21 protein-coding genes are annotated in these 17,630 nt (G+C 42.7%); 19 read left to right on the plus strand and 2 right to left on the minus strand.

All coding sequences use genetic code 11. The features are described from left to right. The first annotated feature begins 42 nt into the window (after positions 1-42). From allB to FCL54_RS01160, 17 genes are all read left to right on the plus strand, one after another. Positions 43-1,518 (plus strand): allantoinase AllB, encoded by a 1,476-nt coding sequence (gene allB / locus FCL54_RS01080; RefSeq protein WP_138122282.1) that lies wholly within the window; start codon positions 43-45, stop codon positions 1,516-1,518. A gap of 15 nt (positions 1,519-1,533) precedes the next feature. Beyond that, complete coding sequence (locus FCL54_RS01085) at positions 1,534-2,124, plus strand: cysteine hydrolase family protein (protein ID WP_138122284.1); 591 nt, start codon at positions 1,534-1,536, stop codon at positions 2,122-2,124. Continuing rightward, complete coding sequence (locus tag FCL54_RS01090) at positions 2,105-2,695, plus strand: UbiX family flavin prenyltransferase (protein ID WP_246055098.1); 591 nt, start codon at positions 2,105-2,107, stop codon at positions 2,693-2,695. The genes FCL54_RS01085 and FCL54_RS01090 overlap by 20 nt, the downstream gene beginning before the upstream one ends. Continuing rightward, on the plus strand, positions 2,692-4,029 hold the full coding sequence (locus FCL54_RS01095; RefSeq protein ID WP_246055099.1) for a UbiD family decarboxylase: 1,338 nt from the start codon (positions 2,692-2,694) through the stop codon (positions 4,027-4,029). The genes FCL54_RS01090 and FCL54_RS01095 overlap by 4 nt, the downstream gene beginning before the upstream one ends. A 29-nt stretch (positions 4,030-4,058) precedes the next feature. Then, positions 4,059-4,322, plus strand: coding sequence for a BMC domain-containing protein (locus FCL54_RS01100; RefSeq protein WP_171016619.1), 264 nt, complete (start codon positions 4,059-4,061; stop codon positions 4,320-4,322). A gap of 16 nt (positions 4,323-4,338) precedes the next feature. Beyond that, positions 4,339-5,322, plus strand: a complete 984-nt coding sequence (locus tag FCL54_RS01105) for a hypothetical protein (RefSeq protein ID WP_138122290.1) — start codon at positions 4,339-4,341, stop codon at positions 5,320-5,322. Positions 5,323-5,372: 50 nt separating this feature from the next. After that, complete coding sequence (locus FCL54_RS01110; protein WP_138122292.1) at positions 5,373-5,750, plus strand: BMC domain-containing protein; 378 nt, start codon at positions 5,373-5,375, stop codon at positions 5,748-5,750. Positions 5,751-5,773: 23 nt separating this feature from the next. Continuing rightward, complete coding sequence (locus FCL54_RS01115) at positions 5,774-6,058, plus strand: BMC domain-containing protein (RefSeq protein ID WP_138122294.1); 285 nt, start codon at positions 5,774-5,776, stop codon at positions 6,056-6,058. Between the two features lie 2 nt (positions 6,059-6,060). After that, positions 6,061-6,789: a hypothetical protein gene (locus FCL54_RS01120; RefSeq protein ID WP_138122296.1), complete on the plus strand. Its 729-nt coding sequence runs from the start codon at positions 6,061-6,063 to the stop codon at positions 6,787-6,789. Positions 6,790-6,801: 12 nt separating this feature from the next. After that, entirely contained in the window at positions 6,802-7,080 is a 279-nt protein-coding gene (locus tag FCL54_RS01125) for a EutN/CcmL family microcompartment protein (protein ID WP_138122298.1), read from the plus strand. 3 nt (positions 7,081-7,083) lie between these two features. Beyond that, positions 7,084-8,892, plus strand: a complete 1,809-nt coding sequence (gene ade, locus FCL54_RS01130; protein ID WP_138122300.1) for an adenine deaminase — start codon at positions 7,084-7,086, stop codon at positions 8,890-8,892. Between the two features lie 18 nt (positions 8,893-8,910). Beyond that, positions 8,911-9,594: a cyclase family protein gene (locus FCL54_RS01135; protein WP_138122302.1), complete on the plus strand. Its 684-nt coding sequence runs from the start codon at positions 8,911-8,913 to the stop codon at positions 9,592-9,594. A 52-nt stretch (positions 9,595-9,646) separates the two neighbouring features. Continuing rightward, positions 9,647-10,270, plus strand: coding sequence for a DUF1989 domain-containing protein (locus FCL54_RS01140; RefSeq protein WP_138122304.1), 624 nt, complete (start codon positions 9,647-9,649; stop codon positions 10,268-10,270). Next, the gene (locus FCL54_RS01145; protein WP_138122306.1) at positions 10,270-11,439 is read left to right on the plus strand and encodes a M20 family metallopeptidase; all 1,170 of its coding nucleotides are present in this window, start codon (positions 10,270-10,272) and stop codon (positions 11,437-11,439) included. The genes FCL54_RS01140 and FCL54_RS01145 overlap by 1 nt, the downstream gene beginning before the upstream one ends. Continuing rightward, on the plus strand, positions 11,436-12,773 hold the full coding sequence (locus FCL54_RS01150) for a 5'-deoxyadenosine deaminase (RefSeq protein WP_138122308.1): 1,338 nt from the start codon (positions 11,436-11,438) through the stop codon (positions 12,771-12,773). Before FCL54_RS01145 ends, FCL54_RS01150 begins: the two co-directional genes overlap by 4 nt. A gap of 118 nt (positions 12,774-12,891) precedes the next feature. After that, positions 12,892-13,278, plus strand: coding sequence for a hypothetical protein (locus tag FCL54_RS01155; RefSeq protein WP_138122310.1), 387 nt, complete (start codon positions 12,892-12,894; stop codon positions 13,276-13,278). 13 nt (positions 13,279-13,291) lie between these two features. Next, complete coding sequence (locus tag FCL54_RS01160) at positions 13,292-13,774, plus strand: hypothetical protein (protein WP_138122312.1); 483 nt, start codon at positions 13,292-13,294, stop codon at positions 13,772-13,774. 6 nt (positions 13,775-13,780) lie between these two features. Here FCL54_RS01160 and FCL54_RS01165 read toward each other — a convergent pair whose 3' ends face one another. Then, a complete protein-coding gene (locus FCL54_RS01165; RefSeq protein WP_171016620.1) occupies positions 13,781-14,446 on the minus strand; it encodes a helix-turn-helix domain-containing protein in 666 nt (221 codons plus the stop codon). Continuing rightward, entirely contained in the window at positions 14,430-15,002 is a 573-nt protein-coding gene (locus FCL54_RS01170) for a sigma-70 family RNA polymerase sigma factor (RefSeq protein WP_246055100.1), read from the minus strand. The genes FCL54_RS01165 and FCL54_RS01170 overlap by 17 nt, the downstream gene beginning before the upstream one ends. Before the next feature lie 174 nt (positions 15,003-15,176). On the opposite strand from FCL54_RS01170, the gene FCL54_RS01175 reads away from it, so the two are divergent. Together FCL54_RS01175 and FCL54_RS01180 are read left to right on the plus strand one after the other, a co-directional pair. After that, the gene (locus FCL54_RS01175; RefSeq protein ID WP_138122316.1) at positions 15,177-16,988 is read left to right on the plus strand and encodes a cation:proton antiporter family protein; all 1,812 of its coding nucleotides are present in this window, start codon (positions 15,177-15,179) and stop codon (positions 16,986-16,988) included. Between the two features lie 109 nt (positions 16,989-17,097). Further along, positions 17,098-17,625, plus strand: a complete 528-nt coding sequence (locus tag FCL54_RS01180) for a hypothetical protein (RefSeq protein WP_138122318.1) — start codon at positions 17,098-17,100, stop codon at positions 17,623-17,625. Positions 17,626-17,630: the final 5 nt, after the last annotated feature.

Consider the following 17,630-nt stretch of genomic DNA (forward strand, 5'->3'; position numbering starts at 1 on the left):
TGAGGCAGGTAAAAATAAATTATTTTAGAAGGGGAGAGGAAAATGGATTTAATTCTGAAAAATGCGAATATTCCGCAGGGAGATCGTCAGGTGCTGACGAATATTCTAGTCAATGATGGCAAGATCGTCGGGTTTTCTAATGATATCAGCTTTTTAAACGCAGACAAAGTGATGGATGTTGAAGGAAAACTAGTCGTTCCTGGTTGTATTGATCCGCATACTCATTTTATGGACCCGGGATTTACCCACAGGGAAACATTCGCGACAGGAAGCCGTTCTGCAGCAGCAGGGGGACTGACAACTCACATTGATATGCCTTGCTGCAGCAAGCCTTCCGTACGTGATGGTGACAGCTTCCATAAGAAGATTGGACCTATTCGTGACCAGGCTTATATCGATTATTGTTTCTGGGGTGGAATGACAGGTGAGGATGCACGTGAAGGATGGGTTGATAACATTTATCCTCAAATTGATGAAGGTGTTGTTGCGTTCAAGGTTTATATGACTCCTTCTGTGCCAACCTTCCCGAAAGTTTCTGATGCAGAAATGCTGGAAATCTTTACACATGTAGCCAAAACGGGTTTACCGATCGGAGTACACGCTGAAAACTATGATATTTGTACGTTCTACTCCAAGAAGCTGGAAAAAGAAGGCCGAATGGATGGGCCAGCATGGGCAGAAGCGCGTTCGAACCTTGCGGAAAAAGTTGCGATCGAGTTGATCCTTAGCTTTGCTGAAGCAACTGATGCACGTGTTCATGTTGTACATATGAGCACAAAAGAAGGCGTAGAGCTTGTAAAAGCGGCAAAAAAACGAGGCGTCAAAGTTACCGCGGAAACGTGCCCTCACTATCTTGTTCTGAATGCAAAAGATGCAATGACTGAGCGCGGCACTTTCGCCAAAATCGCTCCACCGTTGCGAGGAAAAGAGGATAATGCGGCACACTGGCAGGCACTCGCTGATGGCACAATTGATTTTGTTGGAACAGACCATGCCCCATATGAAATCGCAACTGAAAAGGATGCTCCAGATTCCACAATCTGGAACAGTTTCCCTGGAATTCCTGGAGTAGAAACAATGGTTCCGATCCTTGTTAGCGAGGGGTTAAACAAAGGTCGATTATCACTATCCCGTTTTGTGGAGGTAACGAGTCGCAATGCCGCCATCCATTATGGCATCTATCCGAAAAAAGGCTCCATGGAAATCGGCACTGATGCTGACTTTACGATTATCGACCTTAACAAAGAGTATGTCATTGACGAGCAGAAAACAGAATCGATGGCAAAGTATAACCCGCTACACGGCATGAAGTTAAAAGGAAAACCGGTACAAACGATTATTCGAGGCAGGCTCGTTTATGACGATGAAGCCGGCGGAATCGTAGGAGAAGCAGGTTATGGAGAATATGTACCACGCCAGAGCATCCAGCGTTTAGAGCGAACGCTTAAATATGAAAAGTATGAGGAAGTGAAAGCGGATTCAAACCAGGCGATCGAACAAAAAGAATTAATTAAATAAGAGGGGATGAGTTGGATGGAACTTAGAGGAAAGAAGCATTGTGTCGTCATTATCGATATGCTTAATGATTTTATCGGAGAAAAAGCAGCACTAAGATGCGAGAACGGTGAAAAGATTGTTCCGAAAATTAAAGAGCTTGTCGATTTTGCCCATGATCAAAACATCCAGGTCGTCTTTATTCAGGAAGCCCACAGAAAGAATGACAGAGACTTCAGGGTTCGCCCGGTTCATGCGATAAAAGGAACATGGGGGTCTGAGTTTATACCAGAATTACAGCCGGATGAAAGCAAAGGAGATTATGTGGTTCAAAAGAGACGCCATAGCGCTTTTAGCTATACAGACTTTGATCTGTTTTTACGCGAAGAAGAGATTGACACCGTAGTCCTTACCGGTGTTTGGACAAATGTGTGTGTCCGGAGCACAGCGTCTGATGCGTTATACCACGGGTACAACGTTATCTGCATATCGGATGGAACAGCTTATCAGGATGATTCCATGCATGCTTCTGGTATAAGGGACATCGATCTGTTTGGGGACATCTTAACGACAGAGCAATATAAAGAAGCAGCTAAAAAGAAATTCTCCCATGATGAACAGGTTGTCTAGCAAAGAGAAGAGAAAACGAATTTTAGTGGGTATTACCGGGGCTAGCGGATCATTGTATGGTTATACATTGATCCGTGCCCTCCATCAATTAGGAATCGAAACGCATGTGATTGCAACGGAGATGGGAGAAAAAGTAATGCAATTTGAATGCGGAGTGAAGATGGAGGAGCTGAAGGAATATGCCACTATACATAGCAACCGAAACTTGTTTGCATCTGTGGCAAGTGGATCGTTTCAAACAGATGGGATGGTGATTGTTCCATGTTCGATGAATACACTTGGAGCTATAGCAAACGGCGTTGGCGATACGCTGTTAAGCAGGGCTGCAAGTGTAGTGATGAAAGAAAAACGGAATTTTATCATTGTACCAAGAGAAGCACCGTTTCACTTGATTCATCTTAGAAACATGACGAGCCTTGCCGAGGCGGGGGTGTGTATCATGCCAGCTTCACCGGGTTTTTATCATAAGCCGACAGAGATCTGGGAACTCGCAAACTTTATGGTAGCACGCATACTGGATATGCTCGGGATCGACCACAGTCTATTGGAACGATGGGGGGAAAAGGCGTGAATCCTGTGACCATGAGGGGATTATTGGACGATTGGGAAAACAGGGGGCTGTTATATCGAGTAAAACGGGAAGTCGATCCCCGTTATGAATTAGGCGCAATCATTAACGCTAAAAATGGGGCACAGCCTTTTCTGTTTGAAAAGATTAAAGGATATCAGTCATCGTTAGCCGCCGGTCTCGGAGGGGACAGAGAGCTTTTAGCTGACAGCATCGGAATTTCTCCGTCGGATTTTGTTCCAAAAATCATAGACTCTATCGTGAATCCGATCAAAACCACTCTCAAAGAAACAGGACCTGTCCATGAGAATGTCGTAACTGGAAAATTTGATTTGCTAGACCTTTTTCCGATCCCAACTTTTCATGCAGACGATTCGGGAGCTTATTATGTGTCTGGCATATTGGTTGTAAAGGACCTGTCGGGGCGTAAACGGTACACTTCGATAAGAAGAATGCAATACCTTGGCGGAAACAGAACAAACATTTTAATTACTTCTCCGGAATTGCAAGAGCAGTATGCGCAGTTTGAAAAGCTGGGAGAGCCGATGGAAGTCGCAGTTATGTTCGGCGTGGTCCCTGCTGTTGTTTTAAGTTCACAAATAAGCACTCATTTATACCATACAGACAAGCTTGACGTTGCAGGAGCGCTGTTGGGCCAGTCCCTCGATGTTGTTAAGTGCAAAACCATCGATCTGGAGGTTCTGTCAGATGCTGAAATCGTTCTGGAGGGCCGGATGCTTCCTCATGAAAGAGAGATGGAAGGTCCGTTTGGTGAACTGGCCGGTTATTATGGCTTCCGTTCACCGCAGCCAGTCGTTGAATTTTCTGCCGTAACTTTCCGTGATAATGCGATCAACCAGACTATTTTTCCATCGAGCTATGAAGAGAGACTGCCGATGGCTCTAGTAAGAGAAGCCACCCTGTTCAGTACCGTAAGGCAGGTTGTTCCTTCTATTAAAGCCGTACATATACCGATGGGGGGAGTAGCCAGGTACCATGCAGTGATACAAATCGAAAAAAAGACTGAAGGAGACGGAAAGCAGGCTGCACTCGCAGCGTTTGCCAGCGATAAAGATTTGAAGCATGTCGTCGTGGTGAATGATGATGTAGATATTTTTGACTCAGAAGATGTGGAATGGGCAGTTGCTACAAGAGTACAGGCAGACAATGACGTGTTTATTGTACCCGGCGGAAAAGGGTCTCCTCTTGAATCCTCCCATAATTTACGAGGAGTCACTGCCAAGATGGGTATTGACGCAACCTATCCGCTTGGTCAGGAAGAGATGTTTAAAAGGACTTCAGTTCCATTCGAGATTAATCTGGAAGACTATTTATAAACAAGGCGATTTGATGGGGGAGGATAACAATGAAAGCAATCGGCATGATAGAGACCAGGGGCTTAACAGCAGCCATAGAAGCGCTTGACTCAATGGCAAAAGCAGCCAATGTTAGTTTAGTTGATATGAAACGGGTAGGCTCGGGCTTAGTCACCGTTATTGTTGAGGGCGATGTTGCTGCTGTAACAGCAGCGGTGGAAGTTGGCAGGATGGCTCCTAACAAAACGGGTGGAGAACTTGTCTCTTTTAATGTCATTCCTCGTCCGCATTCTGAACTCAGCAAGATTTTGTAATGGAGGTGAATGAGGTGTGTCGGAATTTATGAAAAATGTGGTGGAAGAAGTTTTAAAGCCTTACCAAAAACCAAAAGAAAATCCGCTTAATAAAAGGGGAGACCAGAGGCCGCCAAAGCCTGCAGTCACAGTGTCGACTGACAAAAGGAAACAGGAGATTCCGGGGATTAAACGTCCTAATTATCAGCGGGACCGGATAAAGAAAAGGTTATCAGTAGGGAAGGCAGAGAAGGTAAACAGTAACTATACTACCCCTGGTGATACGCGTCCAACCGGTAAAACTTTCGAAAAGCCAGAGGTCTCTAGAGAATTTGTGGAAGGTCCGCTCGCGGCGTTACAAACGATGTCCCTTGTGCAGGGGAGTTCTACAACTCGAGGGCATCAAAGGCAAGTCCCGAGATACCTGTCTTCGAATGAAAGCAGTCAATTCATAGGCCGATCAAGGGATGGTGTGAAGGCATGGCTCTTTTCAGAGATACACCCCCAGCTCGAAGGTGCCTTTCAGAGAGCTGCCCAAACATGCTCAGTCGGAGTTATAACCTCCTCAGAATGTACTGTCGGGCAATTATTTTTAGTTAATGAAGTGATGAGAGAGTATGCTTCCCTTAAATACTACCTGACATGGGATAAAGACAATCAAGGGGGTTTTCTCCTTGAGTTATATGACCAGGATAGGGAAAGGCTTTTGAAGGTAACGAAAGGATTATTTCAAAAGCTATCCCAGAATTCTTATAAAACTTTGAAGCTACACAATGCTCTTTCTCCCAGTCCCTGGTTGACAAAGCAGCTGGACCTGAAAACTCCGGTAAACGGGATAGCAGTAATTGAAGGTGTTGACTATTATACCAGTGTTTTACTGATGGACCGGTTGTTTAAAAGAACAGGTGAGAAAAACTTCGGATATAAAATTGAAAAGCATTATCTCGTTTTGCACGGGAACTATGACCTTGTTATAAAGGTTTCGGATGAACTTCAAAAGGATGCCGACAGGGTCAGATGAGCTTTCTTCAAATTTTTAGTTAAGTGACTGGCGAAAGGAGGAAAGCCGGGTTGTATGCATTGGGATTGATTGAAACTGTTGGTTATTTAACGGCTGTTTCTGCAGCGGATGCTGCAGTAAAAGCCGCAGATGTTGAGATAGTCGGAATAGAAAAAGTAATCGGTGTGGATGGATATCTCGGTGTCACTATTCATTTCAGCGGTGATGTTGCAGCTGTAAAATCGGCGGTGGATGCAGGGACAGGTGCTGCTGAACGAGTAGGCAAGGTTGTTTCAGCACATGTAATACCAAGAGCGCACAATGAAGTAGCGGGAAAGCTGCTTCCTAAATTTAAACTCAAGCCTCCTGAAAATCAAGTGACGGATATAACCGAGGGTAACACCACTCCAGAAACAAATGAGCAAACGGATAATCGAGATGAACATTAACAAAAACACGAGGAGGAAAAACGATGGGTGAAGCGTTAGGACTAGTAGAAACAAAAGGGTTAGTAGGTGCGGTGGAAGCGGCAGACGCGATGGTAAAAGCGGCGAATGTTGAAATTTGCGGTTATGAAAAAGTAGGGTTCGGGCTTGTGACCGTAATGGTAAGAGGCGATGTTGGCGCTGTTAAAGCTGCAACGGATGCTGGTGCAGATGCTGCGAGCCGTGTTGGGGAGTTGGTTTCTGTCCATGTAATCCCTAGACCTCACAGTGAAATCGAGCGCGCTATCTTATCTAAAACGAAAGGTGAATAAACATGGGCAACAAAAAGCAGAGTGCGATGATGGAGCATACTCTGCAGCTGTTGCTTAACCGTAACGGCAGTGCCGACCAACAACAAAAACCTTTTGTCCTGGCTCTATTAACCTCTCATTTGATTGGAATGGAACCAGGTTTTTCTTACTTAAAAGCTATCAAGGATAACGCTATGCTTAATGTGGTACTCGAAGAAGCGGTACTGGAGCAATATGAGAAGCAAGAGATTCTCAGGCTGACAGGAGCCGAGAAGGTACAGATAGACAATGAAGTGCAGGAGATTCCTTTTCACAAACTGGATACGGTCTTGTTACCTGTTCTATCATTTTCACTGGTGTCAGATATTTTGGCATTAAATGAACAGAGGCCTTTGGTACGTATCATCCTTTCTGCTTTGCTTGCTGGAAAAAAAGTCATCGCTCTAAGGGCAGGAGCAGATCCATTCCATCCGATTTGGAAAATGAAGGGGATGGATAAGGGGGCAACTGCTTTAAAGGGCAAGTTAAACAAGCGGCTAATAGAATTAAAAAGTTTTGGCGTTATCCTTGTAGACTATCAAGACAAAATAGACTTGAAAAAGGAAAACAGTAAAACACTGGTGACCGAGGAAACCATTCGTTTTGCATACCAGCAAGGAGAATCAGTTATTTTCATTTCTAAGAACACAATTGTCACACCGCTTGCAAAGGATACTGCAAAAGAGCTTAATATCGCGATAATTACAGAATAAGGAGAAGATTATATGCTAATGGGAATAGTGGTCGGTCGCGTAACTGCCACGAGAAAAGATGAGAACCTTGTCGGCACAAAACTATTAATAACGCAGCCTATCAACATTGATGGCAGTGTATTGTCGAACCCCATTATTACCGTTGATACAGTTGGAGCGGGTATTGGTGAAAAGGTGATCTACGTTATGGGAAGTATGGCCTCACGAGCTGTACATAATAAAGATGCGCCGATCGATGCAGCGATTGTTGGCATCATTGACAGTTTAGAAGGAGAGACACTGGGAGGTTAAAAAATGGACGCAACCAGGATCAAGGAAGCTTTGCAAATGAGGAAGATGATCGATGTATTGCTAGACCCTAATCTATACGCTGACCTCGTGTTAAAAGACGGCTATTTCATCAATGTAATCACTCGCGAAATTTATCAAGCTGATGTAGCGGTCAAGGGGGAGCACGTTTTAATGGTTGGTGATGCCGGAGATTTAGTAGGCCCGAAGACTACTGTTGAAAATATAAGAGGGAAATTTGTAAGCCCGGGTTTCATCGATTCACATATGCATTTTGAAAGTGCGATGCTGACCTGCACGGAATTTTCCAAGTTATCGATTCCGACGGGCACGTCTACATTGATCGGTGATCCCCATGAGATCGGAAATGTCCTGGGAGTAGAGGGGATGAAAGCGATGATTGAAGAGGCGAAGACCCTTCCCAATCGAATTCGCTTTACGGTTCCGTGTGCTGTTCCGGATGCACCGGGACTGGAAACTTCCGGCTATGATGTGAATTCAAAAGATATGAAAGACTTACTTCCGGATCCTTATGTACAGGGAATCGGAGAGATACAAAGCTTCAGTAACATCAAACCTGTATATGACCATGCCCCTGAACTCATCGATGACCTGGTAGCGGCTGTTTCGTATGCAAACAGTATCGGTAAAACAGTAGAAGGGAATGCGCCTGGCCTATTCGGGAAAGAGCTTGCTGCACATATAATAAGTGGAGGCACCCATGTGTCCTGCCACGAAACAACCACAAAAGAGGAGACAGTCGAAAAGCTTCGATACGGAGTAAGCGTATTTATGCGGGAAGGTTCTTCACAACGGAATATGGCAGATTGCATCCGGGCCATTACAGAAGAGGGGCTTGATTCTAGAAGGGCTATCCTGGTTTCGGATGACATGGTTCCTGAAGATCTTTTGAAGTACGGTCACATGAACGATATTATACGGCGTACCATCGCTGAAGGGATCGACCCTGTTGAAGCAATACAAATGGCAACGATCAATCCTGCCACTCATTTTGGGTTTAAAGATGTCGGCGTGATTGCTCCCGGGAAAAGGGCTGATATTGCGGTGATAAGTGATCTAACCGAGATGACGGTCGATCAGGTATATCTAGGCGGGAAAAAGTTTGCTGAAAAAGGAGAGCTCACCGTTGATATCGCTCCTTATATTTATGCCGAACATGTTAAGAACTCGGTAAAACGGAAACCTGTTACAAAAGAAGAACTCGCTATTACTGCTTCTGGCAGCAGGGCACGTGTCCGGGCAATCGAGGCTATCCCTGATCAAAACTTAACGGGGGGAAAAGAGTTTACGTTAAACGTGAAAGAAGGAATAGTTCAACCCTGCCTGCAGCAAGATGTATTGCCGCTTCTTGTGATAGAGAGGCATGGCCGAACTGGTAAAATTGGAAAAACATTTCTTCACGGCTTTGACCTGAAAAGCGGTGCGATAGCGGAAAGTGTTGCCCATGATACACATAATATTATCGTCACAGGCACTAACTATGAAGATATGGTAACAGCGGTGAATCGAGTAATTGCAATGAACGGTGGTATCGCGATGATCAAGGACAGCAAAGTTGTCGGTGACCTGCCGTTAAAAATCGGTGGTTTGATGACAGATGAATTAACAGGAAAAGAGATGAGTGAAAGAGTTTCAGAGCTGTCGAGGCTTGCAAAAGAAGTACTTGGCTGCGGTATCCATGTACCGTTCATGCATTTATCGTTCTGGTCCCTTGTTACAAGCCCTAAGTGGAAAATCACAGACATGGGCTTAATCGATGTTAACAAATTTGAGGTTATCCCAACGATCGTTTAATAGGTAAGGAGGTGCAGCATGGGAGTCAAACTTGTTGACCTTTCACAGGAAATCTATCAGGGGATGCCAGTTTTCCCCTTACATCAAAAGACGATGATTTTCCCTAACATCAGCCATGAAGAAAGCGAACAGCAAATCGGTTTCGGATTTGCCACAAACAATCTCTTGATCAATGAACACGGGCCAACTCACAGTGATGCGACCTATGAATACGACCCGAACGGAAAATTCATCGATGAAATGCCGCTTGAATATTTTTATGGGCCGGCGGTTTGCCTGGATCTTTCCCATATATCGACTGATCATTACATAACCAGCCATGATTTGGAGATTGCATTACGGCGTTCAAATCAAACTTTGCATAAAGGGGATATTGTGCTGTTATATACCGGCCACTACAACAGATCTTATGGGACTGACTTATGGTTAACTACGTACACGGGCCTCGATTATAGCGGAGCAAAATGGCTGGCAGAAAACGGGGTCGTTAACATTGGCATCGATGCTCCCGCTATCGATCATCCGGAAGATCCAAAGTTTTCTGGGCATCTCGTATGCAGAGAATACGGGATAACGAATACTGAAAACCTTTGTAATCTTGATAAGGTTGCCGGCATGCGCTTTTTATACTTTGGGCTGCCGCTTCGAATTCGAAAAGGAACAGGATCGCCTGTCAGGGCTGTGGCCGTTTTTCTTGAATAGAAGCGATTAGATTTTCAGCCTGACCTTAGAATACGCAAAGGAGGGTGCTAGCATGGAGAATGTTTTTAAAAAAGAAAGAATTCGAGAGGAAATCATTATTCCGCCTTATGAAGGGAGAAGTACTCTTGTACGAAAAGGCGAAGAGCTTATTGTGATTGATGTTGAGGGGAAACAGGTCGGTGATTTTGTCTGCTTTAATTACAATGACCCGAAAGAACATGTTTCTCCTGTCCATATGAGAGCATCGTTAAGCAGCATAAGAATTAAGCCAGGGGATATGCTTTACAGCAATATTCGCCGGCCTTTGATGCAGCTTATGGCGGATACCGTTGGGAAGCATGATTTCTTCTTTCCGGCCTGTGATTATTACCGTTACAAAGTTGATTTCAATGTAGATGATCATCCAAACTGCCATGATAACATTGAGAAAGCATTAAAAAAGTATGATGTTTATCCTGCAGTGATACCGGATCCGATCAATCTATTCATGAACAATGTGCTGGATGATCTGGGGGATTATAAGATCGAGGAACCTCTGTCAAAGCCAGGGGACTACGTAAGGTTCAAAGCCCTTGAAGATGTCGTTGTGGCATGTACGACCTGTTCGCAGGACATGGCTCCTGTAAACGGGTGGAAGGTGACCTCATTGAAAATGCAAGTCATAGGGGCCGAATGATGGATGCTGTTCAATTTCTTCAAACGATTCTTAAAATAAACAGTTCAAATCCGCCTGGCAACGAACACAGGGTAACAGAAGTTTTTGTGAAACGATGCAAAGAAAAAGGATTGCCATATAAGGTGAATTATCTTGAACCGAATCGAAGTAATTTCGAAGTGACGCTCCAGGGGAGTGGAACAAAACAACTGTTTTTATGCGGCCATATGGATACGGTTTCTCCCGGAAAGGCAGAATGGGATTATCCCCCGTTTTCCGGTGAAGTTGTAGAAGGAAGAATATATGGCAGAGGGGCCTCTGATATGAAGAGCGGTTTAGCGGCCATGTATCTAGCCATAGAATCCCTATATCTTGAAAAGAAAGTTCCGGCAGCTTCCGTTACTTTTCTGGCGACTGCAGGAGAAGAAGTGGATAGCTGTGGTGCAAGAGCGTTTATTGAAGATAATGATGACCGCAGGATCGATGCCCTTGTAATAGGAGAACCAACAAATGAAAAAGTGGTGATTGGACATAAAGGAGCATTGTGGCTTGAGATCACAACGTTTGGGAAAACCTCCCACGGATCGATGCCTGAACAGGGAATCAATGCTATAGATCATATGGCTTCCATCATCGGTTTACTGGGCAGACTTAAAATTGACTGGAAGATAGAAAAGTATCCACTTGGTGAGAGCAGCCTGGCCGTTACAATGATTGAAGGTGGAGTCCAAACGAACGTAATACCAGACCGATGTACTATGAGAGTCGATATCAGGTCGGTTCCTCCACAGTCTCATGAAGCATTAATAGCTGAACTAAACAGGGAACTCAGTATGTTAATGGTAAAAAACGAAATTTTTCAATATAAGATACGTAAAGTGTTAGACCGTCCTTCGATTATGACCGATCCTTCAGAAACTTTGATTCAAACAGCTTTATCTATTAAGAATGAAAAAACCTCCAGTTGTTATGGAGTTTCTTATTATACTGATGCCGCTGTCCTCAATCCGAGAAGCAAAATACCGACTTTAATATACGGTCCAGGGAATGAAAAATTGGCTCACCAGCCGAATGAATGGGTAGACATCGATGCTTATAAGCGTTCGATCGAATTTTATAAAACCCTTGTACTAGCATATGGCCATAAAAGCACTGCCAAAACAAAAACGCTCAGAGGAGGGGTTCTATGAGCAGTATTCTGATAAAAAATGCCGAGATAATAACGATGAATCAGAATGAAGATATTGTCACGGGAGATATTTACATTACAGATGATCGGATTATCGAAATAGGGCAGAACCTTTCATATCATGCTGAAAAAGTGATCGATGCAACAAACCGGACGATTATTCCAGGGTTTGTTCAGACACATATTCATCTTTGCCAGACCCTTTTTCGGGGGCAGGCTGACGATCTAGAACTAATGGATTGGCTGAAACAAAAGATATGGCCGCTGGAAGCCTCTCATGATGAGGAATCAAGTTATTATTCTGCCATGCTAGGGATTGGCGAACTGATTCAAAGCGGCACAACAACGGTTGTTGATATGGAGACTGTTAATCATACAGACGCTGCATTTACCGCTATTGCAGAAAGTGGAATCCGGGCGCTTTCAGGGAAAGTGATGATGGACAAGGGTAGTGAGGTCCCTATATTACTAAGGGAAAATACGATCGAGTCGATCCAGCAGAGCGTTGACCTTCTGGAAAAGTGGAACGGTTATGATCAGGGAAGAATCCAGTACGCTTTTAGTCCCAGGTTCGTTGTTTCCTGTACGCAAGATTTGCTTACAACTGTCCGTGATCTCTCGGCCCGATATAACGTAAGGGTTCATACCCATGCCTCAGAGAATGTTAATGAAATTATGCTGGTAGAAAAAGAACATGGAATGCGAAATGTTGTCTATCTAGATCATATCGGCCTTGCAAATGAGAGGCTGATTCTCGCCCATTGTGTTTGGCTTGATGAAGAAGAAAAACGGATCATTAAAGAACGCGGCATAAAAGTCAGCCACTGCCCGGGCTCTAACTTAAAGCTTGCATCCGGTGTAGCAGAAGTTCCATCACTGTTAGACAGCAGGGCTTTTGTGAGCCTCGGGGCAGATGGGGCTCCGTGTAACAATAACCTGGATATGTTTAATGAAATGAGATTGGCTGCTATTATCCAAAAGCCTGTGCATGGACCAACAGCGATGGATGCCAGAACAGTGTTTCAGATGGCTACAATAGGCGGAGCAAAAGCAGTAGGGCTTGAAGATCAAATCGGAAGTATTGAAACAGGAAAGAAAGCGGACATTGCTATATTGAACTTAAATGACTTCCATGTGTATCCTTCATTCGATATAGATCCGATATCAAGAATAGTGTATTCAGCTACAAGAGCTGATGTTGAATCTACCATTATTAACGGAAAAGTAGTCATGGAAAATAGGAAGCTAAATACAGTGGATAAAGGCCTTGTTTTAAGAGAAGCAAACCGTTCGATCAAGCGGCTTTTAAAGAGAGTGGCGACAATAGCATACTGACTGCATGCGGCTTATGCCCGCATGTTTTTTTATTTTACAAAATAATTCCAAATACTTGTGAAACTTTTCTGCCATTTAGCCGTAATAAATAATAACTGAAGTGAAAGGAGGAAGCATAATGAAAAAGAGATGGACAATGGTCAGTGGAGTTTTGTTTTTTTTGTTTCTGATGTTCGGAATTGGATACGGGGTAGGAGCATCCGGAACAGTTACGTCTTCTAACTACATGTATTCAACATCGGGAGGAGATGTGAAGGCAACATCAACTAGCAATAGTTCTGCGGTGGCTTCAGCGATAAGTGCAAGCGTGTGGCTTTATAAAAATGATGTTTTGGTCAAATCGAATCGAAATTCCAGAGTTGGAACGAATTATGCATACACTGCTGTTACAAGCTATAATGCCGGGGCTGGATCCTATTACTCAGAATCTCTTGCAAAAGCAAGTTTTTATGATGGGACAAGTTATCAGGATTGGGATGCATATTCAATCTATCATTCTAATTAAACGGGAGGATACGATGAAAAAGAAAATAAGCGTTATACTCGCTGGAGGATTACTGGCAGGAAGTCTTGGTTTCACCGCACAATCGATAACTGCTGATGGAAATACTGGCACTTTTCAATCCCCGCAAAATGAATCACAGGAAAAGTTTAAGAAAAAGGCAGACGAGTCTTTAGAGTCATTCCGATCGGAAATAATTAATGAAATCAGCTCAACAACAGGATTTGCTTTAGGAAATTATGAACAACTGATGCGCGATGACCTGCATAAAAATATAGACCGTTATCCTGGCTTGATGGATATGATAGCCAAAATTCAAAACAAGCAGGCAGTGGGAGATGTAATCCCATATGTATTCTTACATAAGAACGGAAAAAAAGGACTCGTTTTGGAAAAAAAGGCTGACGGGTCAAACATTGCTTATCAAATCACAGTTAAGGATAATAAGTGGGAAATTACCTCTTCTAGAACGGTTAAAGGAAAAAAGTACAACCGATAGCCTCTGCTATCGGTTGTAGGCAAGCCTATGTTCTAATGTTGAAAGATCATCTTTTTTAGATGTTTTCTTTCCAGACCTAATCGCCTCCTTAATCCAATCTGATTCAGTATTTAATTCATTTATCATATCTCCGTCTTTATTGTATAGCTCGGTATGAATTGGGATACCGGTGGCTGGGTGGATCCAGCTTGCAAATTCAGTAACAGGATCTCCTGGGTATTCGTAGGAGCCTTTGATAAGCACTGCTTTAAAACCAGCATATCGTGCATTCCGATCGATGATTTTCCAGTTTTTCAGATCTTGCATGAAGACTGCAGCTAATTGCTTTACATGGCTATCCAGGATTTCCCCGGGTTTACCGTCGAGATAGTCCGGGGAGGTAGAGATTTTATAATAAAGTTCTTCTTGATAAGCTTCATTAGATCCTGTTGTTTTATCATTAAAAATACCTGCCTGTTCTATGCTGAAATATCCTGCCCCGATCAGCAATAAGAAACAAACTGCGTAACTGAGCAATGCCGAAAAAGAAAGCGAGAAGATTTTCCGAGAGCCTTGATCTTCATATTCCGTTTGGTTAAGCTTTCGGCGCACCATTTCTTTATGAACGCCTGTAAATTGAACAGCTTTCGTATCAGTCATACGTTTTCGTAGATCTTTAAGCCTTTCTTCCATCTTCTTCACTCCCTTCATACATCTCCTTCAACAGCATCCTTGCCCTGCGAAGCCGTGTTTTAACTGAGTTTTCTTTTACTTTTAAGAGGACGCTGATCTCATGTATTTTTAATTCCTCAAAATAATGTAAAAACAGGACTTCCCTGTATTTAACTGGAAGAGCCAACAGGTTCTTTGCCAGTTCATTATTTTCTTCCGATCCCATCAATTCCATTTCAGGAGTAGGTTCTTTTCTTTTGAAGGTATCCAAAATATTCTGAGCGAATGTGATGTTTTTGTATGACCAGCTTTTAAGAATATCTTTGCACTTATTTGCTGTTATGCGTAGAATCCAGGACTTTAGTGATGCGTCTCCCTTATAGGTGTCCAATTTTGTGTAACATGTCACAAAGACATCCTGGGCTACATCTTCAGCTTTGTTCTTATCTTTTAAATAATTGAAAGCGAGCCAAACAACGCTTTCGCCATATTCATTCATAATGTGTTCTAGAGCACTGTCTTTATCAGATAAATCAATTTCCTCGTTGTTCGGTGGAATATTTGCCGGCACTTCCACTTTTTCCCCCTTATGTCGCCCCTTCTAACAACCAAGACGATACTACCGTCGGTATGGTTTCAAAACTTATGATTATTTCTGTAAGGATTTTACTAAAGTTTAACCCTGGATGCTATCAATTTTTTCTATACTTTTGTATTCTAATAGGTAACAGATTTAAAAGAAGGTGAAGAATTGGAACAACATTCCTTAACTTCCTTAATGGTGGTTGTTGGGATAGCATTTTTTATCCCGATCATTTTACAAAGATTTAAGCTGCGCTTTATCCCGGTCGTGATAGCCGAGATAATAGCAGGGCTGATTATTGGACAAAGCGGATTTAACATTATAGCAGAAGATCCCTGGCTTGAACTGTTATCTTTGCTTGGGTTTATTTTTTTAATGTTTATCAGCGGCCTGGAGATTGACTTTACAGCCTTTGAGAAGAAAAAGCAAAACAGTTTAAAAGGGGTTCCAAATCCTTTGTTAATCGCATTCGTCATCTTCTTTCTAATCTTTGCTGTATCGCTTGCACTTTCCTATTTATTAGTTCTGTTTGGACTTATAAAGGATCCATATTTAATGACGTTGATTATATCCACTATTTCTCTTGGTATCGTCGTCCCTGTTTTAAAAGAAAAGAAGCTTACGGAAGGGACACTGGGACAGATTATTCTTTTAGTGACTGTCATTGCTGATTTTTCAACCATGATCCTATTGACAGTCTATGCTATGTTCAGGGACGAAAAAGGGTTGAAGGTTTTGTTGTTGCTCGTTTTATTCCTGGCTGTATTTTTAGCATATCGCTTGATTAGAAAGTATTTTAATATTGAACTCTTTGATAATCTTTTAAAAGGAACAGTTCAGCTTGGCACAAGAGGTGTATTTGCGCTTATCCTTTTGTTTGTGGCACTTTCGGAGTCGATCGGTGCAGAAAATATCCTTGGCGCCTTTCTTGCTGGTGTGATCGTATCGTTGCTGTCCCCTAAAAAAGAGTTCGTCCATCAGCTAGATTCGTTTGGTTTTGGGTTCCTCATTCCGATCTTTTTTGTAATGGTCGGAGTTAAGTTGGATATCTGGGAACTGTTTGTGGATGAGAAAATTCTGTTGTTGATGCCACTTCTGCTTTTATTTATGTATGTGGCAAAGGTTGTTCCGTCTTTAGTTCTTAAAAAGTGGTTTTCCTGGAAAGAAACGCTTGGAACCGGGATTTTGATAACATCTAAGCTTAGCCTCGTTATCGCCGCTTCAGCTATCGCACTTGAGCTAGGGGTGATCAGTGAGGTTTTAAATGGCGCGATTATTTTGGTATCGATCTTAACCTGCTTGATTTCACCAGTTGCATTTGCAAGAATGTTTCCTGCTCTTCTGCAAAAGAGTCCGGAAATTTCGATTATAGGGGCAAATGAAGCTACGGTGTATGTGGCGCGCGATTTAGCAGAGGAAAAATCAGTTGTGAGGCTGTATAGCACAGAACAGCCAAAAGAGGTTACCACTGAATTTCCTGTCATTGAAGTGAAAGAGCTAACCATTCCGCTTTTAGATCAAAAAGATGCTTTTAAGGCAGATAAGATTATCATTGCTTCAAATGAAGATAGCATTAATATTAGACTTGGAAAACATGCGAAAGAAGCTGGGATTTCAAGTATCGTTATGAAGATTGAAAATCCAGCGTACCATCGCAAACTAGATGAAGAAGGTTTCATTGTGTACTCCACTTTATCGTCAACCCGAACGCTTCTGAAAGCGCTTGTTGATAATCCTGGATTGGTCCAATTAATTACACAGCATAACAAAACGATAAAAGAAGTAACGGTCAATCATGCAAAATACGATCAGACTCCGATTACACGATTGGCATTTTTAGGAGAGGCGTTAATACTCCATATTTATCGAAACGGAAAAGTAGTTATCCCGCATGGGGATACGACGCTGCATCCAGGCGACCGGCTTCTAGTAAGCGGCAACTCGACGGACATTGAAAGAATTAAACTGGAGCTTGATTAATGAAATAGAAGTAACTGAAATGTAACAAAAATAATGGTATAACGAGGAAACCGCCGGGTATTGTACTTCCATACTTTATTAATCACATCCAAGAAAGGGAGGAAGTACAATGTTCGGTATTGATTTTGTTAGGTTTGTCCAGGCATTTTTCGTTATTTTTCCTCTCGTTACATTTATACATTTGTTAGGGCATTACACCTATATTAGGTTTTATGGCGGTAAAAAAGCAAAGATTGTGTTAGGATGCGGAAAACCCATCCTTACCATAGGACCGATAGAAGTGAGGTTGTTCTATTTCTGGTTTGGAGGTTGCGAATATAGTGAGTTAGCGAATGAGACCGTTAAATCGAAAGTTTGGATTTATACGGGAGGTTTCCTCTTTAATCTAATGAGCATCAGCGTGATATATGTTTTTATATACTCTAGTATCATTCCGGCGAACGGGTTTTTATATCAATTTGTTTACTTTTCGTTTTACGTTCTTTTCTTTGCTGTTCTTCCGATGGATTTTCCTGATGGAAGTCCTAGTGATGGTAAGGCGATCATTCAACTGCTTCGCAAAAAAAATATAGAATCTAGTGCAGACTGCATGGTATGCAGGCGTTCAGCTCTTTATGTAAAAGACTCTCCGCAATAGTTGCG

Origin of the sequence: Exobacillus caeni, assembly GCF_005747095.1 — a bacterium.
Lineage (GTDB): Bacteria > Bacillota > Bacilli > Bacillales > Guptibacillaceae > Exobacillus > Exobacillus caeni.